The 23,840-nt window shown below is 75.6% G+C and carries 23 protein-coding genes; 14 read left to right on the top strand and 9 right to left on the bottom strand.

Going from position 1 to position 23,840, the window contains the following annotated elements; all coding sequences use genetic code 11:
- The first annotated feature begins 190 nt into the window (after positions 1-190).
- The 5 genes from ACFYWL_RS23210 to ACFYWL_RS23190 all read left to right on the top strand — a co-directional run bounded on the left by ACFYWL_RS23210 (position 191) and on the right by ACFYWL_RS23190 (position 4,935).
- Positions 191-1,030, top strand: coding sequence for an endonuclease/exonuclease/phosphatase family protein (locus ACFYWL_RS23210; RefSeq protein WP_386976060.1), 840 nt, complete (start codon positions 191-193; stop codon positions 1,028-1,030).
- Between the two features lie 154 nt (positions 1,031-1,184).
- Positions 1,185-2,276, top strand: a complete 1,092-nt coding sequence (locus ACFYWL_RS23205) for a hypothetical protein (RefSeq protein ID WP_386976058.1) — start codon at positions 1,185-1,187, stop codon at positions 2,274-2,276.
- Positions 2,277-2,326: 50 nt separating this feature from the next.
- On the top strand, positions 2,327-3,355 hold the full coding sequence (locus tag ACFYWL_RS23200) for an ATP-binding cassette domain-containing protein (protein WP_386976055.1): 1,029 nt from the start codon (positions 2,327-2,329) through the stop codon (positions 3,353-3,355).
- A complete protein-coding gene (locus tag ACFYWL_RS23195; RefSeq protein WP_386976052.1) occupies positions 3,355-4,143 on the top strand; it encodes an ABC transporter permease in 789 nt (262 codons plus the stop codon). The genes ACFYWL_RS23200 and ACFYWL_RS23195 overlap by 1 nt, the downstream gene beginning before the upstream one ends.
- Before the next feature lie 3 nt (positions 4,144-4,146).
- On the top strand, positions 4,147-4,935 hold the full coding sequence (locus ACFYWL_RS23190) for an ABC transporter permease (RefSeq protein ID WP_386976049.1): 789 nt from the start codon (positions 4,147-4,149) through the stop codon (positions 4,933-4,935).
- A gap of 78 nt (positions 4,936-5,013) precedes the next feature.
- Here the strand turns inward: ACFYWL_RS23190 and ACFYWL_RS23185 are convergent, their stop codons facing one another.
- Both ACFYWL_RS23185 and ACFYWL_RS23180 read right to left on the bottom strand, forming a co-directional pair.
- Positions 5,014-5,622 carry an AAA family ATPase gene (locus ACFYWL_RS23185; RefSeq protein WP_386976046.1) on the bottom strand — a complete coding sequence of 203 codons (609 nt, stop codon included), beginning with the start codon at positions 5,620-5,622 and terminating at the stop codon, positions 5,014-5,016.
- A complete protein-coding gene (locus tag ACFYWL_RS23180; protein ID WP_386976043.1) occupies positions 5,609-6,451 on the bottom strand; it encodes a nucleotidyltransferase domain-containing protein in 843 nt (280 codons plus the stop codon). Before ACFYWL_RS23180 ends, ACFYWL_RS23185 begins: the two co-directional genes overlap by 14 nt.
- A gap of 285 nt (positions 6,452-6,736) precedes the next feature.
- Here ACFYWL_RS23180 and ACFYWL_RS23175 point away from each other — a divergent pair, with 285 nt between their 5' ends.
- From ACFYWL_RS23175 to ACFYWL_RS23135, 9 genes are all read left to right on the top strand, one after another.
- Positions 6,737-7,654, top strand: coding sequence for an FkbM family methyltransferase (locus ACFYWL_RS23175; RefSeq protein ID WP_386976040.1), 918 nt, complete (start codon positions 6,737-6,739; stop codon positions 7,652-7,654).
- Complete coding sequence (locus ACFYWL_RS23170) at positions 7,647-9,392, top strand: amidohydrolase family protein (protein WP_386976037.1); 1,746 nt, start codon at positions 7,647-7,649, stop codon at positions 9,390-9,392. The genes ACFYWL_RS23175 and ACFYWL_RS23170 overlap by 8 nt, the downstream gene beginning before the upstream one ends.
- The gene (locus ACFYWL_RS23165; RefSeq protein WP_386976034.1) at positions 9,389-10,405 is read left to right on the top strand and encodes a Gfo/Idh/MocA family oxidoreductase; all 1,017 of its coding nucleotides are present in this window, start codon (positions 9,389-9,391) and stop codon (positions 10,403-10,405) included. The genes ACFYWL_RS23170 and ACFYWL_RS23165 overlap by 4 nt, the downstream gene beginning before the upstream one ends.
- Positions 10,406-10,473: 68 nt before the next feature.
- On the top strand, positions 10,474-11,454 hold the full coding sequence (locus ACFYWL_RS23160) for an NAD-dependent epimerase/dehydratase family protein (protein WP_386976031.1): 981 nt from the start codon (positions 10,474-10,476) through the stop codon (positions 11,452-11,454).
- Positions 11,451-12,200: an HAD family hydrolase gene (locus tag ACFYWL_RS23155; protein ID WP_386976028.1), complete on the top strand. Its 750-nt coding sequence runs from the start codon at positions 11,451-11,453 to the stop codon at positions 12,198-12,200. The genes ACFYWL_RS23160 and ACFYWL_RS23155 overlap by 4 nt, the downstream gene beginning before the upstream one ends.
- Positions 12,197-13,342 carry a hypothetical protein gene (locus tag ACFYWL_RS23150; RefSeq protein ID WP_386976025.1) on the top strand — a complete coding sequence of 382 codons (1,146 nt, stop codon included), beginning with the start codon at positions 12,197-12,199 and terminating at the stop codon, positions 13,340-13,342. The genes ACFYWL_RS23155 and ACFYWL_RS23150 overlap by 4 nt, the downstream gene beginning before the upstream one ends.
- Entirely contained in the window at positions 13,339-14,073 is a 735-nt protein-coding gene (locus tag ACFYWL_RS23145) for an SDR family oxidoreductase (RefSeq protein ID WP_386976022.1), read from the top strand. The genes ACFYWL_RS23150 and ACFYWL_RS23145 overlap by 4 nt, the downstream gene beginning before the upstream one ends.
- On the top strand, positions 14,070-15,014 hold the full coding sequence (locus ACFYWL_RS23140) for an ACP S-malonyltransferase (protein WP_386976019.1): 945 nt from the start codon (positions 14,070-14,072) through the stop codon (positions 15,012-15,014). Before ACFYWL_RS23145 ends, ACFYWL_RS23140 begins: the two co-directional genes overlap by 4 nt.
- Complete coding sequence (locus ACFYWL_RS23135) at positions 15,011-16,273, top strand: glycosyltransferase (protein WP_386976017.1); 1,263 nt, start codon at positions 15,011-15,013, stop codon at positions 16,271-16,273. Before ACFYWL_RS23140 ends, ACFYWL_RS23135 begins: the two co-directional genes overlap by 4 nt.
- Positions 16,274-16,350: 77 nt before the next feature.
- On the opposite strand, the gene ACFYWL_RS23130 is transcribed toward ACFYWL_RS23135, so the two are convergent.
- Genes ACFYWL_RS23130 through ACFYWL_RS23100 form a run of 7 tightly spaced genes read right to left on the bottom strand, consistent with a single transcriptional unit; the run spans position 16,351 to position 23,826 of the window.
- Entirely contained in the window at positions 16,351-17,772 is a 1,422-nt protein-coding gene (locus ACFYWL_RS23130) for a class I adenylate-forming enzyme family protein (RefSeq protein WP_386976014.1), read from the bottom strand.
- Positions 17,769-18,773, bottom strand: a complete 1,005-nt coding sequence (locus ACFYWL_RS23125; RefSeq protein ID WP_386976011.1) for a beta-ketoacyl synthase N-terminal-like domain-containing protein — start codon at positions 18,771-18,773, stop codon at positions 17,769-17,771. Before ACFYWL_RS23125 ends, ACFYWL_RS23130 begins: the two co-directional genes overlap by 4 nt.
- Positions 18,770-20,176, bottom strand: coding sequence for a beta-ketoacyl synthase N-terminal-like domain-containing protein (locus ACFYWL_RS23120; protein ID WP_386976008.1), 1,407 nt, complete (start codon positions 20,174-20,176; stop codon positions 18,770-18,772). Before ACFYWL_RS23120 ends, ACFYWL_RS23125 begins: the two co-directional genes overlap by 4 nt.
- Entirely contained in the window at positions 20,169-21,407 is a 1,239-nt protein-coding gene (locus ACFYWL_RS23115; protein WP_386976005.1) for an aspartate aminotransferase family protein, read from the bottom strand. Before ACFYWL_RS23115 ends, ACFYWL_RS23120 begins: the two co-directional genes overlap by 8 nt.
- Positions 21,404-22,459 carry a hypothetical protein gene (locus ACFYWL_RS23110; RefSeq protein WP_386976003.1) on the bottom strand — a complete coding sequence of 352 codons (1,056 nt, stop codon included), beginning with the start codon at positions 22,457-22,459 and terminating at the stop codon, positions 21,404-21,406. The genes ACFYWL_RS23115 and ACFYWL_RS23110 overlap by 4 nt, the downstream gene beginning before the upstream one ends.
- Complete coding sequence (locus ACFYWL_RS23105) at positions 22,452-22,703, bottom strand: acyl carrier protein (protein ID WP_386976000.1); 252 nt, start codon at positions 22,701-22,703, stop codon at positions 22,452-22,454. The genes ACFYWL_RS23110 and ACFYWL_RS23105 overlap by 8 nt, the downstream gene beginning before the upstream one ends.
- A gap of 1 nt (position 22,704) precedes the next feature.
- The gene (locus ACFYWL_RS23100) at positions 22,705-23,826 is read right to left on the bottom strand and encodes a 3-dehydroquinate synthase II (protein ID WP_386975997.1); all 1,122 of its coding nucleotides are present in this window, start codon (positions 23,824-23,826) and stop codon (positions 22,705-22,707) included.
- Positions 23,827-23,840: the final 14 nt, after the last annotated feature.

Below are 23,840 nucleotides of genomic sequence, written 5' to 3'. Positions count from 1 at the left end.
ACCGCTCAATACCCCGGCTGTCGTTGCGCGTTACCCGTACATCGTCCGCGCCGCTGCCCCTATTCTCCCGGGCCCCCTGTGCCGGCCGGCGGGCGGCCGGCGTCGCCCCGCGCCGGGCGGGCGCTGCTACGGTGCGAGGCGTCGCGGACCCGGAGCCGACGGGCCGTCGCACGGGGAGGGTCGGGCCGGGATGCCGCTGCGCGTCGTCACGTACAACATCTGGGGCACCGGTACGCCCCACCGGTACTGGCGCGACCGGGCCGTCCTGCGCGGGGCCCGGGCGGACAGCCCCGCCCTCGGCGAGGCCGACGAACGCCGGGTGTGGCAACGCCGGGCCGCCCTGTTGACCCGCGCGCTGGCCGACGCCGACGCCGACCTGGTCGCCCTCCAGGAGGTGCCCGCGCCGGCCGGGTCGGGGGCCGGGCGGGCGCGGGAGTTGGCCGACGGGCTGCCCGGGCGGTGGGACGTGGCGCACTCCGGCCCCGGTCGGACGCCCGGCCTGGCGGTGCTGAGCCGCGCGCCGATCCGCGCGTGGCGGGTCTTCCCCGTGCCCGGCTTCGGCGGCTTCGGCGGCCACCCGGGCGTGCTGGAGGTGTCGACGGCCGCCGTCACGGTCTGGGTGGCGCATTTGCCGGTCGGGCCCGACGAGGCGAAGGAGGCGTGCCTGCGGGGCCTGGAGGCGGCGGCCGGGGCGGCGCCGCCGGGGCGTCCGCTGCTGGTCTGCGGCGACCTGAACTGCCCGGCGGACGGCGTCCTGATGGGCCGGCTGCGCGACCGGGGCGCGCTGGTCGACGCGTGGGCGGCCGCGGGCGGCTCCCCGGGCGCGCTGACCATGCCCGTGCCGACGCCGACCTGGCGGCTCGACCACGTCCTGTACCGCGCCGCCGACCCGGTCCGCGCCACCCGCCCCGCCCTGCTCGGCACCGCCTGCGACGACAGCGGCCAGTATCCCTCGGACCATTTCGGGGTCGCGCTGTCGCTCGACCTCGGTACGCCCGCGCCGGAGCCGCCCGACGTCGCCTCGCATTGACCGACGACAAAGCGATCAGGCCGCCGACACGCGCGGGGAGAACGGCGCCAGGGGTCGCCCCCGATCGGCAACGCTGGTACCTTGACCGCGATCCACGCCGATGCCCGATCGTGACACCGCCGGCCGGAAGGAGAAGCAGTTGTCTCATGGTGGCGTGTCCGTAGCCGTCATGACGCATCCGTCCCGGCGACACCTCGCGGAGGACCTCGCGCGGCGGCTGGCTCCCTATCCGGTCGAGATCGTCCTCGACCCCGAGCCCGACGGCCCGCCGCGGACGCTGCGCACCGCCAGGGCGGCGTGGGCCGCCGCCGGGCCCGGCTGCACCCACCACCTGGTGTTGCAGGACGACGCGGTGGTGTTCCCCGGCTTCCTGGAGCACGCCTTCCGGGCCGTGCAGGCCCGGCCGGACGGCGCGGTCGCCCTGCACAGCGACTGGGGGTCGCGCAACGGCGCCGCCGTCCGGATGGCCGCGCTGCTGGGCGCGCGCTGGGTGCGCGCCGTCTGCGACTACGTGCCGACCATCGCGCTGGCCCTGCCGGCCACGGCGGCCAAGGGGCTCGTCGACTACATGGCGGGGCAGGACCCGGACGAGGCCGACGACGTCGCCGTGGCCCACTTCGCGCGGGAGGTGGGGCTGCCGGTCCACCTCACGGTGCCGAACCTGGCGGCGCACCACGACGTGCCGAGCGTGGTCGGCAACAACGACCGGGGCCGCCGCGAGGCGTCCTGCTACGTGGGCGAGCCGCCGCCGGGCTGGTCGCCCGACCCGGCGCGCACGCTCGACGGCTTCGACTGCCTGCCGTACTTCAAGCACAGCGAGCCGCGCGTCGTGGTCGAGAACGACCGGCCCACCAACGACTGGAGCCCGGTGCCGCTGGAGGCGGCCGTCGACCGGTTCGGCGTCGACGTGCCGGCGCTGCGCGAGCGGTACGCGCGCGACGTGGCGGACCCGCAGCCCTGGCTGGCCGACCTCGCGGCCCGCGTGCCGGCCGACCAGCTGTGGTCGCTGTGGGTGACGGCGTGCCTGATGGGCCTGGCCCGCACGCGGGTGGAGCCGTTCCGGTCGTTGTGGGACTCGTGGGGCCGGCCGGTCGAGCCGGCGCTGCGCGAACGGGTCCTGGCCACGCTCGCCCTCGGCGGGATGTTCCCCCGGGTGACGCACCCCGAGGTGGAGCGGCTCGGCGCGGCGCCGGCGCGGCTGGCCGCGCTGGGGCTGGCCGCGGGCGACGCCTGGGGCCGTGACTGACCGTCGGGTCGCCCGCCCTCTTGTCGTCCGGCAGATCGGAGCACAGCGCCATGGCCCCCACGGCCGCACTGGTCGAGGCCACCGGCCTCGTCAAGGAGTTCCGCCGCCCGCGCAAGGCGCCGGGCCTGGCCGGCGCGCTCCGGCACCTGGTCACCCGGCGCTTCGACGTCCACCGCGCCGTCGACGGCGTCGACCTGCGCGTCGACGAGGGCGAGTCCGTGGCGTACGTCGGCCCGAACGGCGCGGGCAAGTCCACGACCGTGAAGCTGCTGACGGGCATCCTGGTGCCCACCGCGGGCGAGGTGCGCGTCGCCGGGGTCGTGCCGCACCGGGACCGGGTCGCCAACGCGCGCAACGTGGGCGTGGTCTTCGGCCAGCGCACGCAACTGTGGTGGGACCTGCCCGTGCAGGACACGTTCGAGCTGCTGCGCGACATGTACCGCATCCCGGCGGCCGACTACCGCCGGTCGATGGACCGGCTCTGCGAGGTGCTGGAGATCGGCCCGCTGCTGCCGGTGCTGGCCCGCAAGCTGTCCCTCGGGCAGCGGATGCGGGCGGACCTCGCCGCCGCCCTGCTGCACGAGCCCCGCATCGTCTATCTCGACGAGCCGACGATCGGGCTGGACGTCTCGGTCAAGGACCGGGTGCGCGCCTTCCTGCGGCAGCTCGTCGCCGACGGCACGACCGTGCTGCTGACCACGCACGACGTGGGCGACATCGAGGAGGTGTGCCGGCGCATCGTCGTCGTCGACGAGGGGCGGATCCGGCACGACGGCCCGGTCGACGTCCTGCGGGACACCCTGGCGGGCCACTCGACGGTGCGCTTCCAGCTGGCCGCGCCCGCGCCGCTGGAGCTGATCCGTCAGCGCCTGCCCGACGCCGAGGTGAGCACCGGGGCCGGCGAGCGCGACCTGGTGGTCCGCTTCGACCGGACGCTGCGCCCGGCGGGCGCGGTCGCGTCGGCCGTGATGGGGCTGGTCGAGGTGCGCGACCTGCGCATCGACGACGAGGGGGTCGCCGACCTGATCCGCCGGCTGCACGAGCGCGACGCCCCCACCGCCCTGACCGGCGCCGGCTGATGCGGCCCTACCGGGCCATGGCGCGGATCGCCTGGCGCAACGCCCTGGCCTACCGGGTGCCGTTCCTGATGAGCCTGTCCATGCTGGTGTTCAACCTGGTGGCCATGTTCGCGCTGTGGCGGGCGCTGCTGGCCGACGGCAACTCGCTGGCCGGCTTCACCTGGCCGCAGATGAAGGCGTACCTGCTGGTGTCGTTCTTCACCAACTGCCTGGTCTCGACGTTCACCGACTTCGCGATGGCCTCCCGGATCCGCAGCGGCGCGGTGGCCGTCGACCTGGTCAAGCCGGTGGACTACCAGAAGGGCCGGTTCGCCGAGGCGCTGGGCTTCGCGCTGCTGGAGACGGCGGCGGCGGCGACCGTGTGCGCCGTGGCCCTGGTGGCCTTCGGCGGGGTGCCGCTGCCGCCGCCGGGGCGGCTCGCGCTGTTCGTGGCGAGCCTCGCCGCCGTGGTGCCGCTGAAGTTCCTCATCGTCTACATGTGCGGGCTGCTCTGCTTCTGGACGCAGAACTACCTGGGCATCAGCCTGGCCCGGGTGGCGGTCTCCGGGATCCTGTCCGGGGCCACGGTGCCGCTGGCGTTCTTCCCGGCGTGGCTGCGGCACGTCGCCGAGGTGCTGCCGTTCCAGGCCGTCACCAACACACCGGCGATGCTGTTCCTGGGCCGGTCTCCCGGGCTGCCGGGCGCGCTGGCGGTGGGGGTGCAACTGCTGTGGATCGTCGCGCTGTGGTGGCTGGCCCGGCGGCTGTGGCACGTCGCGGTCCGCCGGCTCACCGTGCACGGGGGCTGACCCGTGCACACCCTGCGCGTCTACCGGCGCTGCCTCGGCGCGCACCTGCGGGCCACCCTGGAGTACCAGGCCGACTTCTGGATTCTGGTGGTCGCCGCCGTGCTGACCCAGGGCGCGGGCCTGCTGCTCATCGCGACGATCTTCGCCCGGGTCCCCCGCATCCACGGCTGGGGGGTGTGGGAGGTGGTGTTGATCTTCGGGATGATGGTGCTCGCGCAGGGGGCCAGCGAGCTGCTCGCCGAGGGCACGTGGGGGCTGGCGGGGCTGATCAACCGCGGCGAGCTGGACCGGATGCTGCTGCGGCCGTATCCGTGCCTGTTGCAGGTGTGCAGCAGCCGGGTGGGCATGAACGCCTTCGGCAACCTGACCGTCGGCGGCGGGCTGCTCGGCACCGCGCTGGCGCACCTGGACGTGGCGTGGACGCCGGGGCGGGTGGCGCTCGCGGCGGTGCTGCTGCCGAGCGCGCTGCTGATCAAGGTGTCGCTGACCGTGGTGGCCAACTCCACGTCGTTCTGGCTGCGGGGGGCGATCAACACCTTCGCCGCCGGCCTGGACCAGCTCGGCGAGCTGACGAAGTATCCGTTGAGCATCTACTCGGTGGGCTTGCAGGCCGTGCTGGCGACCGCCCTGCCGTTCGCGTTCATCGGCTTCTTCCCGGTGTCGGCGTTCCTCGGCCACGGGCGGCTGGCGTGGGTGGGCCTGCTGACGCCGGTGGTGGCGGCCTGGTGCGTGCTGCTCGCCGTCGCCGTGTTCCGCCGGGGCCTGCGTCGCTACGAGAGCGCCGGGAACTGAGCCGGCCCTGGCCGACAGACGCCCGTCTCAGCCGACCGACGCCCGTCTCAGCCGGCCGGCGCGCCCGGCCGACGCTCCTCAGCCGACCGACGCCCGGGGGCCGTCGAGCGCGTCGAGCGCGTCGAGCGCGTCGAGCGCGTCGAGGGTGAGGGTGGCCTCGCCGGCCCGCGCGCGGATCGCCGCGACGGCCTCGTCGACCGTCAGGTCGCCGTTGTCCAGCCAGAGGCCGACGCCGGCGAGCTCGCCGGCCATCTCGTCGGCCAGGTGCAGCCAGCCGCGCAGGACCGTCTTGTGCGGGCGGAGCTCGTCGCGTGCCGCCGCGACGGCCAGGTCGGGGCGGAGCATCACGAAGCCCAGCGGCGCGGGGTGCAGCAGCTCCAGGTAGTGCCGCAGCCGCTGCCGGGACGTCACCACGTAGTCGAGGACGACCAGGAAGCCGGCGGCGAGGAACGAGCGCGCCAGCAGGCACTGGTTGCCGACGTTGAGCAGGATCTGCCGCTCGGCCTCCTCGTCGTGCTGCGGCTGCGGCGGCCGGTTGCCGGCGACGATCAGCCGTTGCAGCGCGTCGCCCTCGACGTGCACGCCCCGGGGCACGGACCGGGCCAGCGCGCGGGCGGTCGTCGACTTGCCGGCCCCCGGGACCCCGGTGACCATCCAGACCCGGGGCCCGGCCTCATCCCCCGGCACCGGCCATGACCTCCTCGCGCACGTCGCGCAGCAGCCGCAGGGCCCGGGTCAGGTCGTCCGGGTCGGCGGACAGGGCGGCGAGCGCCGCGTCGACCCCGCCGCGGAACCCGGCCGGGGTGGTCGGGAAGGTCGCCGCCTCCGCCACCGCGCCCTTCTCGTTGACCAGGTAGCGGCCGGCGGTGGCGAAGAGCACCTGGGTGAGGCAGGCGACGGCCCGGTAGGCGCAGCCGGTGACGTACGCGACGTCGCCCCGGCCGGCGGCGGTGACCGCCGTGTCGAGGGCGAACTGCGACTCCCAGCCGAACTGCCCGACGAGCGCCTTCGCCAGCGGCTCGGGGTAGGGGTCGGTGAGCGAGCGCAGCTGCGCGAGCACGCCCTGCGGGTCGTGGAACGCGACGTTGTGGTGCAGCTCCCCGGCGTAGATGACGGTGCAGAACCCGTGCGGGTGGCCGGGCTGGTAGTGGATCTCCGGCCGCCCGGCGGCGCACGCCCGCACGACGGCGCGGACGCGGTCGACCTCCCGCAGCAGGACGTCGGTCTTCACCCCGTCGACGACGAGCCAGCCGCCGCCGTTGATCCACGGCCCCCACTCGCCGTAGTCGGTGCACCCGGCGTCGCCGCTGTCGTCGATGCGGGCGAAGGCGGCGCTCAGCTCCCGGATGTCGGGTCGGCCGTCGCGGTGGTAGTAGACGCCGACGTCCACGTCGGACTTCCGGTCGGCGGTGCCCCGGGCGCGGGACCCGCCGAGGGCGAGGCCCGCGATGCCGGGCAGCCCCGAGAGCGCGTCACGGATCTTGGCGAGGATCGCGTCCTGTTCGGCGTCACCCACGGGCCGCCACCCTTTCTGTACCGTCACCGGCCGCGTGCCAACGTAGCACATCCCGGGCTCGCGCCCGGCCGTCCTCCGGGGCCGGCAATAGGGGTTTCCAGCCGTTCTCGCCGTGTCGTATAAGGGCCTCGCATCGGCACCGGGAAATCAATTCTGGACCGGTCGAAGACATTGACGTACGCTGCGGTCTGGCGACACGATGGCGTTGCCATGGCATCGAACGCCATCGACGGCCACGACCGAACCACGAACCATTGCGGGGGCTCTCATGATTCGGCCTTTGCCGTGACGGATGCGCAACGCCGGGCGCTCGCCGAGAAACTGCGCCGCCACGCGGCGACGGCCGGGCGGCCGGTGCGGGCCTTCCTGCGCCGGCCGTACCCCACGGTCTTCCCGTCCACGGCGCGGCTGCGCCGCTGGCGGCACCGCGGCCACGCCCGGCTCGCCCACGGCCGCACGTTCTGGGGCGACCGGCTGCGGGTGCGGCTGCCCGACGAGATCTCCATCGCGATCCGCCGGCACGGCTTCATCGAGTACGAGTTGAGCGCCTTCCTGCTGCGCCACCTGCGCACCGGGGCGACCTTCCTCGACGTCGGCGCCCACCTCGGCTACTTCACCGTGCTGGGGGCGCGCTGCGTCGGCGGGTCCGGCCGGGTGGTGTCGTTCGAGCCCACGCCCGCGACGTACGCGCTGCTGGCGCAGAACGTGGCCGGCCTCGGCAACGTCACGGCGGTGCCGGCAGCGGTCTGGTCGTCGCCGGGGAAGCTGTCGCTGACCGACCACGGCGTCGGCTACAGCCCCTACAACTCGGCCTACCGCTCCCGGCTGCCGGCAGCGGTCCGGCAGCGGGTGGCCACCACCGTGCACGAGGTCGCCGCGGTCGCCCTCGACGAGTTCGTCGCGGCGCGGGCGCTGACGCCCGACGTGGTGAAGATCGACGCCGAGAGCGCCGAGAAGAACGTCCTGGAGGGCATGGGCCGCCTGCTGGGCACGGTGCGCCCGGTGGTCTCGCTGGAGGTCGGCGACCTCGACGTGCCGGGCGCGGCGCGCAGCGCGGAACTCGTCGAGTTCATGGTCGGCCACGACTACCGGGCCTACGAGCTGTCCGACGGAATGCCGCGACCGCATCGACCGAGGTCATCGTATGAATACGACAATCTCGTCTTCGTCGCCGCCGAGAAAGGACACCTGTTCGATGTATGACGTCGTCGTTCGGTCCGGCACGGTCGTGGACGGCACCGGAGACGCCGCCCGGACCGGTGACGTCGCCATTTCCGACGGCCGGATCGTGGCGGTCGGCAGGGTTTCCGGCAGGGGCCGCCGCGAGATCGACGCGGACGGGTGCATCGTCACTCCCGGATTCGTCGACATCCATACGCACTTCGACGGCCAGGTGACCTGGGACCCGTTGTTGACGCCGTCCTGCTGGCACGGCGTGACCACGGTGGTCATGGGCAACTGCGGCGTCGGTTTCGCCCCGGTGACCGAGCCCAACCGGGAGTGGCTGATCGGCCTGATGGAGGGCGTCGAGGACATCCCCGGCGCGTCGCTGTCCGAGGGCATCCGGTGGGCGTGGGAGAGCTTCCCGGAATACCTGGAGGCGGTCGCCGGCCTGTCCCGGGTGATGGACGTCGGCGCCCAGGTGCCGCACGGCGCCGTCCGGGCGTACGTGATGGGCGAGCGGGGCGCCGCCAACGAGCCGGCCACGCCGGAGGACATCGCCGCGATGACGGCCATCGTCCGGGAGGCGATGCACGCCGGGGCGCTCGGGTTCTCCACCTCCCGCACGACCACCCACCTGGCGATCAGCGGCGAGCCGGTGCCCGGCACGTTCGCGGCCGAGGACGAGCTGTTCGCCCTCGGCGGGGTGCTCGGCGAGCTGGGCGCCGGCGTGTTCCAGCTGGTGCCCGCCGGGGCCGGCGGCGAGCCGATGGAGGACCAGTTCCGCGAGGTCAAGTGGATGCGGCGGCTCTCGGCGCAGGTCGGTCGGCCGATCACGTTCGGCCTGTTCCAGAACGACCACGAGCCGCACCTGTGGCGGGAGATCGTCGACATGGCGCGCCGGGCCAACGAGACCGAGGGCGCGCAGCTACGCCCGCAGATCGCCGGGCGGCCGTTCAGCGTCATCGTGGGCCTGGAGAGCACCCACCCGTTCAAGCGCCGCCCCACGTACCAGGAGCAGTTGGCGCACCTGCCGCTGGCCGAGCGGGTGGCCCGGATGCGCGACCCCGAGATCCGGCGGCGGATCCTGGCCGAGGCCCCGGCCACCGTCAACCCCCGGGCGCACCTCTTCCCCGAGGACTACGAGAAGTACTTCCCGTTCGGCCGGCAGCCCGACTACGAGCCCGGACGCGACGACAGCGTCGCCGCCATCGCGGCCCGCGCGGGCCGCGACTGCGAGGAGGTCATGTACGACCTGCTCGTCGCCGGGGACGGCACGCAGACCTTCCTGCGTCCGCTGCTCGGCTACAGCGAGTTCAGCCTCGACCCCATCCACCAGATGCTCCTCGAACCGCACTGCGTGGTCGGCCTCAGCGACGCCGGCGCGCACTGCCGGCTGATCTGCGACGCGAGCACCCCGACGTCGCAGCTCACCCACTGGGCCCGGGACCGCTCGCGCGGCGAACGGCTCGGGCTGGAGTTCGTCGTGCACAAGCAGACCTGGCAGACGGCCGCCCTGTACGGGCTGCGCGACCGGGGGCTGCTGCGGCCCGGGTTCAAGGCCGACGTCAACGTCATCGACTTCGACAACCTCGCGCTGCGGCCCCCACAGTTCGTGCACGACCTGCCGGCCGGCGGCGGCCGGCTGATCCAGCGGGCCGACGGGTACCGGGCCACGCTGGTCTCCGGCGAGGTGACGTTCGTCGACGGCGAGCACACCGGCGCGCGCCCCGGCCGGCTGATCCGGGGCGCCCGCGACACCGCCGGGGCGCGGCCGTGAGCCGGGCGCGGCGGCTGCGGGTGGGCCTCGTCGGGTGCGGCCAGATCGGCCGCATGTACGCCGAGCACCTGGCGGCGTCCGACGACGTGGCGCTGACCTGCCACGACGCGCGCGTCGGGCAGGCGGCGGCGCTGGCGGCGCAGGTCGACGGCGAGGCGTGCGACGACGTCGAGCGGCTCCTCGACGGCGCGGAGGCGGTGGTGGTGACCTCCTCGACGGAGAGCCACGACGCGCTGGTCACGCTGGCGCTGGAACGCAAGCTGCCCACGTTCTGCGAGAAGCCGCTGACGCTGGACCTGCACCGGACCCGGGAGCTGGGCCTCGCCGCCGAGTACGGCGGCACCCCGCTGTGGATCGGCTTCCAGCGCCACTTCGACGCCGGGTTCAGCGCGCTGCGCGACCGGATCGCCGACGGCGGCCTCGGCACCGTCTACACGGTGCGGATGTTCTCCCACGACGCCGCCTGGCCGCCGCTGGACCGCCTCGCCGCCTCCGGCAGCATCTTCCGGGACCTGATGCTGCACGACTTCGACATGGTGCGATGGCTCACCGGCCGGGAGGTCAGCGGCGTCGCCGCGATCGGGGACGTGCTGGCCGTGCCCGAGCTGGCCGAGCTGCACGACTACGACGCGGTGGCGGCGACGCTGGGCGTCGAGGGCGGCGGGGTCGCCGTGCTCACGGCGGGGCGGCACAGCCCGCTCGGCTACGACGTCCGCATCGAGGTGCTCGGCTCGCGGGACTGCCTGACCGTGGGGCTCGACGAGCGGACCCCGATGCGGCAGGTCACCGAGCACGGCCCCGACCGGCGCCCCCGCCACCGCGACTACCGGGACCGCTTCGCCGCCGCGTACCGCGCCCAGATCGACGGGTTCCTCGCCGCCGCCCGGGGCGGCGAACCCGACCCCCGGGCGGGCACCTGGCGCGACTCGTACGCGGCGCTGGCGCTGGCCATGGCGGCGGAGCGGTCCGTACGCACCCGGTCCTTCGAACCGCCGGTCGAGGCGACGCCGTAACGCGCGGCCCGTCGGGCGGGGCGCACCGGCCCCGGCGACGTACCGCCACCTGACTGAAGGGTTGTCCCATGACCAGACGCGCACTCGTCACCGGAGCCGGCGGCTTCATCGGCGGCCACCTGGTGACGTACCTCCAGGCCCAGGGCTGGTGGGTCCGCGGCGCCGACCTGCGGCTGCCGGAGTTCCGCGCCACGACCGCCGACGACTTCGTCGTGGGCGACCTGCGCGACCCGGAGGTCTGCCGGCGGGCGTGCGACGGCGTCACCGAGGTGTACGCCCTCGCGGCGGACATGGGCGGCATGGGCTTCATCTCGAAGGACCCGGCGACGATCCTGCGCAACAACGCGCTGATCAACCTGCACACCGTCGAGGCGGCCCGGCTGGCCGGCGCGCGGCGCTACTTCCTCGCCTCGTCCGCCTGCATCTACCCGGAGTACGCGCAGACGACGCCGGACGTGCGGCCACTGCGCGAGGCCGACGCCTTCCCCGCCGGCCCGCAGGACTCCTACGGCTGGGAGAAGCTGATGGCGGAGCGGCTCTGCGTGTACTACGCCGAGCAGTACGGCCTGGACGTCCGCATCGCCCGCTACCACAACGTGTACGGCCCCTACGGCACCTGGGACGGGGGGCGGGAGAAGGCCCCCGCCGCGCTGTGCCGCAAGGTCGCCGAGGCGCCCCCCGGCGGCGAGGTGGAGATCTGGGGCGACGGCCGGCAGACCCGGTCGTTCTGCTACGTCGACGACTGCGTCGAGGGCACCTACCGGCTGATGCGCAGCGACCACGCCGAGCCGGTGAACATCGGCTCGGATCGCCTGGTGACCATCGACGAGCTGGCCGCCCTGGTGATGACGGCCGCCGGCCGCGACGACCTGCGCCTGCGCCACGTCGCCGGCCCGCAGGGCGTGCGTGGGCGAAACTCCGACAACACGCTGGTGCGCCAGGTGCTGGGCTGGGTCCCCCGCATCCCCCTCGAGGAGGGCCTCGCCGTCACGTACCGGTGGATCGCGGGCGAGGTCGCGGCGGCGCGGGGCGCCGCGACGCCGGCATGACGGGCCCCGGCTTCGTCCTGTTCGACCTCGACGGCACGCTCATCCGGCCCGGCGCGCCGGTGCAGCGCCTGCACATGGCCACGATGGCCGCCGCCATCGCCGACGTCTGCGGCACCGCCGAGGAGTTCCGCTACGAGGGCGGCCAGCTCTTCTACGCCGACATCGACCTGGCCGGCTTCACCGACGCCGGCACGGTGCACGCGGCGCTGCGCCACCACGGCGTCCCCGCCGACCGGCTGCCCCAGCTCACCCGGCAGGTCATGGACGCCCTCGCCGCGCGCATCGGCGGGTCCGCGGCCGACGGGGGCGCGAGCGCCGGCGACCTGCTGCCCGGCTGCCGGGCGCTGCTGGAGGCGCTGCGGGGCCACGGCTGCCCGCTGGGCATGAGCACCGGCAACGCCCGGTCGGTGGCCCGCTGGAAGATGCGCCGCACCGGCCTGGCGGACCTGCTGCGCGACGGCGGCTTCGGCGACGCCGCCCGCGACCGCGACGACGTGGTGGCCGCCGGGGTGGCCGCATTGGGCGGCCACGGGCCCGGCGTGGTGGTCGGCGACACCGCCAAGGACGTCACGGCGGCGCACGCGGCGGGCCTGCGCTGCCTCGCCGTCGCCACCGGGGCCACCCCACCCGGCGAGCTGCGCGCGGCGGGCGCGGACGCGGTCGTGGCGGACCTCGGCGGCAGCGCCGCCCTCGACGCGGTGCTGCGGCTGCTCACCCCCGTTGCATCCACAGAAGGAGCCCGATGAGCGAGACACTGCCCCGCATCGACGTCGTGATGACCACCATCGGCGACGGCGAGGCGTTCCTGTCGGCGTACCGGACGCTGCTCGGCGCGGCCGACGCCTACCGGCGGGTGCGGATCGTCGTCATCCCCGACCGCAAGACCCCCGCCGCCCTGTTCGACAACGTCGAGCGGGCCCGCCGCGACGGCCTGCACGTCGTCTGCCCCACCGTCGCCGAACAGGACGCCCTGCTGGCCGACCTGAGCGCGCCCACCCTGGTGCCCTACGACTCCGACAACCGGCGCAACGTCGGCTACCTGCTGTCCTGGCAGTCCGACGCCGACTTCCTCGTCTCCGTCGACGACGACAACTTCCCCATCGACGCCGACTTCCTCACCGCCCACGCGGTCGTGGCCGCCGGCCCCCGGCCCGCGCGGGTGGTCACCGCCGCCTCCGGCTGGTGGAACCCGTGCGGGCAGCTCACCGTCGCGCCGATGCCGGTCTACCCGCGCGGTTTCCCGTACGCGCACCGCAACCCCACCCCGACCTCGGAGCGCACCGAGACGGTCGACGTGCGGATCAACGCCGGACTGTGGCTGGGCGACCCCGACGTCGACGCGATCACCCGCATCGCCGTGCGGCCCGAGGTGACCGCCATGCCCGCGCCGGCCCTGGTCTGCGACACCGACACCTGGGCGCCGGTCAACTCGCAGAACACCGCCGTGCACCGCGACGCCATCCCCGCCTACTACTTCCCGCGCATGGGCTACCGCCACCACGGCCAGGAGATCGACCGGTACGCCGACATCTTCAGCGGCTACTTCGTGCAGGCGTGCGCGAAACGGCTCGGGCACGCCGTGCGGTTCGGCGACCCGCTGGCCCGGCACACCCGCAACGAGCACCTGCTGCTGCGGGACCTGCAACAGGAACTCACCGCGATCGCGGTCCTGGAGGACGTGCTCGGCTGGCTGCACGACGCCAAGCTCGACGGCGACACCTACGCCGAGGCGTACGTGTCGCTGTCGTACCAGCTCCAGGACGCCGTCGAGGCGATGACCGGTCGGGTGTGGACCCACGAGCTGCGCGGCTTCGTCCACCAGATGGCCCACCTGATGCGGCAGTGGGTCGGCGTGCTCCAGCGCTGCCACGGCGGAACGCCGGCATGACCCGGCGCACCGTCCTCGTCACCGGCGCGACCGGGGCGATCGGTCAGGCGGTGGCGCACGCGCTGGCCGGCCCCGACGTGACGCTGGTGCTGCACTACCACCGCGACGAGGCCGCCGCCGAGCGCCTCGCGGCCGAGCTGACGCCGCACACGGCCGGCGTCGCCACCGTACGGGCCGACGTCGGCGCCGACGCGGGGGTCGCGGCCGTGCTGTCGGCGGCGCGCCGGGCCGGGCCGGTGGACGTGCTGGTCAGCAACGCGGCGGTGCTGCGCCCCGCCCCGGTGGCGCGGGTGCGCGCCGACGACTGGTCGGCCACCCTCGCGGTGAACCTGACCGCCGCGATGCTGCTCATCCGGGGCGTGCTGCCCGACATGACCGGCCGGGGACACGGCCGGATCGTGGTCACCACGTCCGTGGCGGGGCTGCGCGGCTGGCCGTTCCAGGCGGCGTACGCCAGCGCGAAGGCGGGGCTGGTGGGGCTGGTCAAGTCGGTGGCCCGGGAGACCGCCCGGTTCGGGGTGACCGCCAACGCGGTCGCCCCGGGCTACGTGCCGTCGGCGATGAGCGCGCAGGGCGGCGACCCGGCCCGCGCGGCGATCCTGGCGCAGACGCCGATGGGCCGGGCCGGCACGCCCGCCGAGGTGGCCGCCGCCATCGCGTTCCTCGCCTCCCCCGGCGCGTCCTACGTCACCGGGCAGGTCCTCGCCGTCGACGGGGGGATGAGCGCGTGACGGCCCCCCGGTACGCGCTGCTGTTCCCCGGCCAGGGCGCGCAGTTCCCCGGCATGGCCCAGCGCTTCCACGACGCCTCCCCCGCCGTGCGCGAGCTGTTCGACCTGGCGGAGTCCCGCACCGGCCTGCCGCTGCGCGAGATCTGCTTCCGCACCGAGCGCACCGACCAGGCGCGCACGGACTGGAACCAGCCGGCGGTGTTCCTCGCCGGCCTCGCCGGCTGGTACGCCCTGGTCGAACAGGCGGCGCGGCGCGGCACGGAGCACCCGCCGGTGTGCGTGGCCGGGCACAGCCTCGGCCACTTCACCGCCCTCGCGGCGGCGGGGGCGCTGTCCGCGCCCGACGCGCTGGACCTGGTGGCCCGGCGCGGCGAGCTGATGCACCGGGCCAGCCTGGTCGCCGACGGCGCGATGGCGACCCTGATCGGGCTGTCCGAGCCCACCGTCGCCGACCTCGTCCGCGCGGCCGGGGACGACGCCGTCTCGGTGGCGGCGGTGAACGGCCCCGACCAGGTGGTCGTCTCCGGCGCGGCCCCGGCCGTCGCCGCCGTCTCGCAGCGGGCCGTGGCGGCGGGCGCGGAACGGGTGGTGCCCCTCGCGATCGCCCTCGCGGCGCACTCGCCCCTGATGGCCGCCGCCGACGCCGGGTTCGCCCCGCTGGTGGCCGACGTCGACCTGCGGGAGCCCCGCGTCCCGGTGGTGCTGAACACCAGCGGGCGGGCCAGCCGCGACGTCGCGGAGATCCGGGCCGACCTGCACCGACACATGCTGGCCCCGGTGCGCTGGTGGCAGTGCCTGGCGACCGCCCGGGACGCAGGCGCCGACCTGCTGGTCGACGCGGGGCCCGGCCGCACGCTGAGCAAGGTGCTGCGCCGGGACCTCCCGGCCGACGCCGTGCACTCCCTCGACCATCCCCGTGGACTGGAGGCGCTGCTCCCATGACCCGCAAGGTCCTCTTCTGCCCCTGGTCGGCCGGCGGCGGCGCCGGGTACACGGGCCGGGCGCTCGCCGCCGCCGCGCGGCTGCGCGGGCGCTTCGAGTGCGCCTTCGGCCCGTCCGGGGTGCCCCGGATGGTCGCCGAGGGCGGCTACCGGATGATCGGGGAGCCGGCCCCGGACGGCGCGCCGAAGCGGGTGCCGGCGTTCCTGCCGTTCGCCAACGTGGAGCGCGTCTACGCGGTGACCGCGCGCTACTACCGCCGGTCGGTGCTGGCCGAGCACCTGCGGCGGGACCTGGCCGCGATCGACGAGTACCGGCCCGACGTCGTGGTCACCGACATGCAGCCCACGGCGGTGCTCGCCGCCCGGCTGCGGGGCCTGCCGCTGGTGTCGATCGCCGACACCGACTTCCTCAGCCCCGACCCGCTGGCGTGGATGCCGTGGAGCGCCGCCGACCCGACGACGCTGCTGCCGCACCCCAGCGCCCTGGACGCCCTCGACGCCGTCGCCACCGAGCACGGGCTCGACCCGGTCGGCAGCGTCCCCGAGCTGCTGTGGGGCGACCTGACGGTGGTGCCGAGCGCGCCGGAGGTGGAGCCGCCGCCGCCCGCCCCGCCCGGCCGGTCGGGTCCGGCGTACGTCGGCCCGCTGTACTGGGACCCGCCCGGCGCGCCGTACGTGCCGCGCGCCGCCGCCGGCACCCGCCGGGTGTACGTCTCCATCGGCAGCGGCGGGATGGTGGCCGACACGGCGCTGCGGGAGGTGCTGGCCGCCTGCGACCGGCCCGACCTGTCGGTGTTCCTGTCGGCCGGGTTCGCGGCCCGCGAGTGGCTGCACCGCTACCCGAACGTCGAGCTGGGCGGCTTCACCGGCATCACCGGGCCGATCGGCTGGGCGGACCTGGTGGTCAACCACGGCGGCTACTCCACGGTGCTCGCCGGCCTGCTGCACGGCAAACCGCAGGTGGTGCTGCCGTTCATGAGCGAGCAGGAGGCCAACGGCCGGCAGTTCCTCGCCGACCACGGCGCGGGCCTGGTGGCGCGGACCACCGAGGTCGAGAAGGACGGCCGGATCCGGTACGTCAACCGGCACTCGGGGGCCACCGACGACCCCGTCGTGCCGGCGGCCGACCTGGCGGCCACGATCGGAGAGGCGCTCGACGACGCCACGCTGGCGCAGCGGGCCGGCTACGCCCGCGACAGCCTCACCCGGCTGCGCGCCGAGTCCGACCTCGCGGAGTCGTTCGCGGCGCTGCTGCGCTGAGCGGCCGGCCGCTGCACTGGCGGTCCGCCGCTGCACTGGCCGGCCCGCTGGTGCGCAGAGCGGCCCGCCCCCGCGGGTCAGCGCCAGGCGTCGGCGGCCAGCCCGCGCAGCAGCTCGGCGCGCAGCAGCTTGCCGTTGACGTTGCGGGGCAGCCGGTCGACGACGACCACCCGGGCGGGCACCTTGTAGGCGGCCAGCCGCCCGTGCAGGAACGCGTACAGCGCCCGGTGGTCCAGCTCGCCGACGGTCTCGACGAACGCCACGACCTCCTGCGCGCCGCCGGGCCCCGGCGCGCCGACGACCGCGCAGTCCCGCACGGCCGGGAACGCCCGCAGCGCGTCCTCGACCTCGGCGGCCGGCACCTTGTTGCCGGCGACGTTGAGCGTGCCGCCCCGGCGGCCGAGCAGGTGCAGCCGCCCGTCGGCGTCGAGCCGGCCCACGTCGCCGGTCGGCTGGGGCCCGTCCCCGGCCGGCGCGGGAGGCGGCTCGGCGGCGTGGACGCGGGTCGGCGGGCCGGCGCAGGACACGAGGACGTCCCCGGGGCCGGGCGCGGGATCGACGGTCAGCGTCACCCCGGCGACCGGCCGGCCGACGGAGCCGGCGACCGACTCGGTGTCGAGGGTCAGCATGCCGTGCTCGGAGGTGCCGTAGTGCTCACCGATGCGCCAGCCCACCGCCTCCGCCCACCGCTGGCGGTCCTCCGGCGGCAGCGGCGCGCCCGCCGAGACGCAGAGCCGGGGCCGGTGCCGGGTGGCGAGGCCGGCGGTCGAGAACCACCGGTACAGCAGCGGCACGGACAGCAGCACCGCCACCCGGTGCCCGTCGACGGCGTCGGCCACCGTGCGGGGGCCCGGCCGCTGGTCCAGCGCCACGTACGTGCCGCCGGCGACCAGCGTCGTGACGATGCCGCCGCACAGGGCGTAGCTGTGGTGCGGCGGGGTGGTGCAGGCGACCACCTCGCCGGGGGCCAGCTCCAGCGCGGCGGCGAACGCCCGCGCGTTGGCCGTCACGGCCGGCCAGGGCCGCTCCACGCACTTCGGCCAGCCCTCGCTGCCCGAGGTGGACAGCCCCAGCCCGGCGGGCCCGTCCCCGGCCGCGAACCCGGGCGGCCCGGCGGGCGCCTGGGCGGCGAACCCGGCGGCGTCCACCGCGGCGAACCCGGCGAGCCCCTCGACCGTGAGCCGGTCGCCGTCGCCGGTGACGAGCCGGTCGGCGCGGAACAGCGACCGGGCCCGGTCCCGCTCGTCGTCGGCGGCCCGGGCGTCGCCGACGAGCAGCGGCACGTCCGCGATCGTGGCGGCCACGACCGTCACGGCGACGTCGGCGGCGCACCGCGCGACGGTGGCGGCCCGCCCGGTCAGCCCCGCCGCGAGCCGTTCGGCCCGCCGCAGCAGCTCGGCGTACGTCAGCGTCCGGTCGCCGGCGACGACCGCCGGGCGGTGCGGATGCGGGCCCGCCACCTCGGCGAGCGCGTCCGCAAGGGTGGGCGGGCCGCTCATCCGGCGAGCACCACGTCCCACGCCCCGGGCCGGCCGGCCACGACGGCCACGGCCCGGCCGGCTGCCTCCCCCTCGGCGGCGGCGGTTTCCGCGCCGGCGTCGGCGGGCGGGGCGACCGCCTCGGCGAGGGCGCACACCGGCCCGACGGCGGGCGAGGACGCCCCGCCGACCCACGTGCGGGCGCGGGGGAACGCCGCGCCGAACTCGGCGCGGGCGGCCTGCTGGACGGCGACGGTCGCGCCGCACAGCCGCACGTCGGCGACGGCCGCCGGGTCGACGCCGGCCGCGTCCAGCACGGCGGGCAGCGCCCGGCCGGACGCGACGCCCCGGGCCACCGACAGCCGGCGGCCGGCACCGGCACCGGCGGCCTCCCGGCCGAGCAGCACGGCCGCCACGTCGCCGAACTGGGCGTGGTGCGGCACGCCGAGCCGGTCCAGCGCCGCGTCCGCGAACGGGGTCAGCGCCTCGTACGCGCCGACCAGCACCGTGTCCGCCTGGCCGGTGGACAGCCGGCGCACCGCGTGCAGGAGGGCCTGCATCCCGCCGTCGCGCCCGAGCAGCGTCGTCGCCGCGCCGCCGAGCCCGTGGGCCACCGCCGCCGCCGACACCAGCGAGTGCGGCGAGTAGTAGACGAACATCTCCGGCGCGAGCCACTTCGGCCCGGCCTCGTCGAGCTGCTCGTGCATGACCTCGCCGACGCGGGCCATGCCGTACAGGGTGCCCACCGCGATCTCGGTCTCCCGGAGGGCGGCGGCGTCCAGCCCGGCGGCGGCCACGATCCGGCCAACGACGTCGGTGAACCGGTCGACCACGACGCGGGTCAGCTCTGGCTCGGCGGGCCAGCCGTCGCGCCCCCGGGCCCGGTTGCGCGCCGCCTCGTCGAGGGCGAACCGGTCGCTGCCGCCGGCCGCCAGCCGCACCGTCGTCACGGTCGCCGCCCCGACCGGCGCCGTGCTCACGCCCGCACCCACCCCGGCTCCCGTGCCCACGCCCGCGCTCATGCCCGCTCCCAGACGACCGCCGTGTTGACGCCGCCCAGGCCACAGGAGACGGAGACGGCCGACCGGGCGTCGGCCAGCTCCCGGGGCTTCGTCACGATGTCGTGCTCCCTCCACTGCGGGTCGACGGGCTCGGCCGCCGTCGTCGGGGTCAGCGTCCCGTGCCGCAGCGACAGCAGGCACGCCAGCGACTCGATGACCCCCGCCGCGCCCTGGCAGTGCCAGAGCAGGCCCTTCACGCTGTTGATCGGCAGCGTCCGGACCCGGTCGCCGAAGACGTCCGCGAGCGCCCGCATCTCGGCCACGTCGCCGAGCTTGGTGCCGGGGCCGTGCGCGTTGACGAACGAGACGTCGCCCGGCGCGAGGGCCGCGGCGGCCAGCGCGCGCCGCAGCGCCAGCTCGATCCCGGCGGACTCGGGGGCGGCCATGTGGGTGGTGAAGCTGCTCGCCCCGTAGCCGGCCAACCGGCCCAGGACGGCGTCGTCGGCGGGGCCGCCCGGGGACGGCCGGCGCAGCAGGCAGGCGGCGGCGGCCTCGGACAGCGCGATGCCCCGCCGCGCCTCGTGGAACGGCTGGCAGCCGTCCACCCCGAGCGTGCGCAGGGCGGCCAGGCCGTGGAACGCGGACTTCGACACCGTGTCCGCGCCGACGACGAGCGCCTCCTCGGCGTCGCCGGCGAGCAGCAGGTCGCGGGCGTACCCGAGGGCCACCGCCCCGGAGGCCGACGCGCTGCCCACGGTGACGGCCGCGCCGAGGCCGAGCTGCTCGGCGGCGCGCTCGGCGACCCAGCCGGCCAGCGCCGCCCGGTCGTCGCCCGCGCCGGCGAGGGCGTGGCCGAGGGCGTTGCCGCCGGTGTCGGTGGTGCCGACGACGAGCGTGACGCCGGCCCGGCGGCCCGGGTCCAGGCCGTCGAGCGCCTCCCCGGCGGCCAGGCAGACCAGGTCGAGCAGGCGGTCCGGTGCCACCACCTCGGCGGCGGACGCGCCGGCCACCGCGCCGGCCCGGTGCCCGCGCGCGGCGTCGTACGGCATGGGCAGCCGGTGCGCCCGCTCGGCCAGCAGGCCGTCCCACAGCGCCGGCACGCCGTGGCCGGTGGGGGCCACCACGCCCATCCCGACCACGTCGAGCCGGCCGCCGGGACGGTCCGCGCCGTCCGCTGCGCCGCCGACGGCCGCGTCGGCGAGGGACGCGACCGACGCCGCCGGGTCGAGCACGGCGTCGTCGGGGATCGTCAGGTCCCACCGCTGGTGCAGCTCGGCGGCGACGGTGATCAGGGTGACCGAGTCGACGCCGAGGACGGCCAGCGGCTCGTGGTCGCCGAGGCCGTCGACCTGCGCCGGGTCGCGGTAGCGGGCCAGCAGCTCGCGGACGCGGTGGACGACCTGCTGCCGGCCCGGTTCAGCCATGGGCGGCCGCCTCGGCGGCGCGGAAGCCGGCCGAGGTCGCCTCCAGCGCGGCGTCCACGTCCTCGTCGGTCATCGCGCCGCAGACGTACCAGTGGTGGTTGGGGTGCAGCAGCAGGCCCCGCCGGGTCGTCTCGGTGTAGAACGCGTCGTGCGCCCGGCCGCGCGCCGCGTCGTCGGGGTCGGTGAAGCGCAGGAACGGCATCTGCGGCACCCCCAGCACCCGGCCGGGCAGGCCGTGCTCGGCGAGCTGCTTGGCCAGCCCCGCCTGGAGTCGCTCGCCGAGGCGCTCGACGTGCGTGAGGATCGCGCCGTCGCGCAGCTGGCCGATGGTGGCGACCGCCGCCGCCATCTCGGCGCCGTTGACGTGGAACGTCGAGCTGATGTGCACCTCGCCGACGGCCCGCATGACCTCCTCGCGGCCGACCAGGGCGGAGATCGGGTAGCCGTTCGCCATGGCCTTGCTGAACGTCACGAGGTCGGCCCGGACGCCGTAGCGCTCCTGCGCGCCGCCGGGGGCCATCCGGAAGCCGGAGCGCATCTCGTCGAGGACGAACAGCGCGCCGTGTTCGTGGGCCAGCTCCGCCGCGCCGGCCAGGAAGCCGGGGGCCGGCGGGTCCACCTCGAAGGGCATCATCAGCAGGCAGGCGACCTCGCCGGGGTGGCGCTCGAACGCGGCCCGCAGGCTGTCCAGGTCGTTGTAGTCGAAGCTGTCCACCACGGCCTGCGCCTCGGTGGGCACCCCGCCGGGGCGGGTGGCGCACCAGTCGTGCCAGCCGTTGTAGCCCCAGCGGATCACCCGGGTCCGCCCGGTGTGCACGCGGCTGAGCCGCACGGCGGCGCTGGTGGCGTCCGAGCCGGTCTTGAGCAGGAAGACCTTCTCGGCGTGCGGAATCACCTCCGTCAGCAGCTCCGCCAGCTCCACCTGGACCCGCTTGCGCAGTGTGATGGCGAAGCCGTCGCGGATCTCCCGCAGGACCGCCTCGGTGACCACCGGGTCGGCGTGTCCGAGGATGATCGTGCCGTAGGCCAGGATCAGGTCGAGGTAGCGGTTGCCGTCGACGTCCCAGATGTGGGCGCCGCTGGCGCGCTCGCCGTACAGCGGGTACGCCCCGTCGACGAGGCGGTCGCGGGCCAGCACGTAGCCCTCGTAGGCGAGGGTGGCGTCGACGGCCACGGCGCGCCGCCGCAGCGCCTGGGACTGGCTCAGGTCGAGTGGGCCTTCTGCGGTCATCGGTTCCTCTCCTCGTCCCGGTGCTGGTCGGCGGGCGCGACCCGGTCGGCGTAGCACCACGCCTGGTTGCGCAGGATCCGCCGCCAGACGCCCTCGTCGTCGCCGCTGGCGTCGGGGGCCGGCGTCGGCAGGCCGAGCTGGCGGTGCAGCTCGTCGCTGAGCCGGGCGAGCGCCGCCTCGCACGCCTCGAAGACGCCGAGCACCGGCGCGTACACGGAGGTGTCGTCGGCCTGCGCGCCCGCCCAGCGGTGCGCGCCGATGAGGGTCCGGCCGAGCTTCTGCGCCGCGCGGGACGCGGCGAGCAGCTCGGCGGCCAGCGCCGGGTACGCCTGCTCGACGGCCAGGCCGGTGAGGAACAGCGACGGCTGGACCGCGCCCAGCACGACCACGTGCAGGGCCCGGGCGGCGGGCCCGGTCAGGCCGTCGCGCCGCCAGCGCCGGGCGACGGCACGCAGCGCCGGCAGGTCCTCGGCCAGCGCCACGGCGGTCGGCTCCAGCAGCGTGGCGCGCAGCGCGGCGGCGTCGTCGCGGGGCGGGGTGAAGTGCACGGTGGCGAACCGGCAGCAGCCCCGGACCACGTCGGGGGTGACCGGGATCCGGCGGCGGTACCCGTCGGCCGGCGGGGCGTCGGTGTCCAGCACCTCCAGCACCTCGCCGTCGTACGCCACGGCCAGCACCATGTGGTCGAGGAAGTGCGCGACCCCCTCGAACTCGTCGCCCGGCCAGTAGTAGCGGTCCGGCATCAGCACGCACGGGGTGCCCGCGGCGACCAGCGCGGTGAACTCGTCCCAGTGCTCGTGGCCGTCGACGGCGTTGCGCCAGTCCAGCCGGCCGTGCCGGAACCAGGAGGACTTGCGCCGGTCGCCGCGCAGGTCCAGCGGCACGGCGAGGGCCTGGGCGATCTCCCGGTTGTCGAAGCCCTCGGCCCGCAGCGCCGACTCGACGCAGCGCAGCAGGCAGCTCAGCCCGTCCAGGGGGCCGTCGTCCCAGCCCAGCGACAGCGCCGGGTCCAGCACCGGGGGACGGCGGGTCCGCGTCGCGCCCTCAGCCATTGATCCGCGCGTCGATCGCCTTGGCCAGGTCGCCCACGGTGACGTACCGGCTCAGCTCGAAGTCCTCGTCGGCGAAGTCGGCGTCGTGCTGGCGCTCGAAGTGCGACATCAGGTACGCCATGTCGATCGAGTCGACCGCCAGGTCGAGCAGCCGGTCGTCGGGGCCGATCGAGTCGACCGGGTTGCCCTGGCGGCGCAGCAGCAGCGTGACGAGCTGGTCGAGGGTGCTGTCGGCGTCGGTCATCTCAGTTCTCCTTGATCGATTCGCTGACCGGGATGCCCACGTGGCGGCCGGGCACGGCGGCGATCGCCAGCATCCGGTCACCGACGGCGATGGCGGTGCAGTTGGTCACCGCGCCGGCCGCGTCGAACAGCCGCACGTGCCAGTCGTCCTGCACGATGGTGTTGATCGTCGAGTCGCCGATGCGGCACTCGATCAGGCGCAGCGGACGCATCTCGGTCTTGATCCGGCCGACCAGGACCGGACGGGCGCGCCCGGCGGTGTTCACGGCGAGGACCTGCTCGCCGGCGCTGAGGTCGGTGATGTACGCGGTGCGCCCGGCCGGCGTCCACACGTAGGAGTGCACGGCGCCGGCGTTGACCCGGAAGGGCCGCAGGTTCATGTACGGCAGATAGTGCACCTCGGCGCAGACCAGCAGCCCGCCGGAGGAGGTCGAGCCGACCAGGATCCCCTCGTCGGGCTCGAACAGGTCGGTCGTGTCCACGCAGCCGCGCATGCCCATGCCGATGGACCGCACCGCCGTCACCTCGGCCTCGACCAGGTCGAGCTGCTCCGTGCGCCGCTCCAGCAGCTCCCGGGCCAGCCGCACCACCTCGCCGGGGGTGGAGACGCGCAGCAGCATCGCGTCCGGGCCGTGCTGGAGCACCCCCCGGGTGACCAGGGCGTCCACGGAGTTGTGGACGCGCTTGACGACCGTGGTGCGCTGCGACTGGGCCTCGGCGACGATGAGCTCCAGCGGGATGTTCGTCTCGTCCGCGAAACTGACCAGCAGGACGTCGACGTGGCCGAGCGCCGCCACGGCCTCCTGCATCGTCTCGGCGTCGGTGACGTCGATCCAGCGCCCCCGCCGCCAGCGGCCCCCGTGCGGCACGGCGGCGAGGGTGGCCTGGTCGGCGGCGATGACGGTCAGCGGCCGGGCCGGGTCGAGCTTGTCGAGCTGGGCCGGCTCGGTGACGAGCACCGCCACCTCGACCCGGTCGGGCAGGGCGGTGTCGGGCACCGCGTCCGGCGGGACCATGACGCCCCGCACGGGCGCCTGGACGACCGCCGCCACCATGTCGGGCAGGCCCTCGCGCAGGTGCGACAGGTCGCACCAGAGCGGGATCAACGCGTCACTGTCGGACACGGTCGTGCCTCCTT

The organism is Micromonospora sp. NPDC002575, from assembly GCF_042889525.1.
Classification (GTDB): Bacteria; Actinomycetota; Actinomycetes; order Mycobacteriales; family Micromonosporaceae; genus Micromonospora; species Micromonospora carbonacea.
This window is presented reverse-complemented; position numbering and strand designations above follow the sequence as displayed.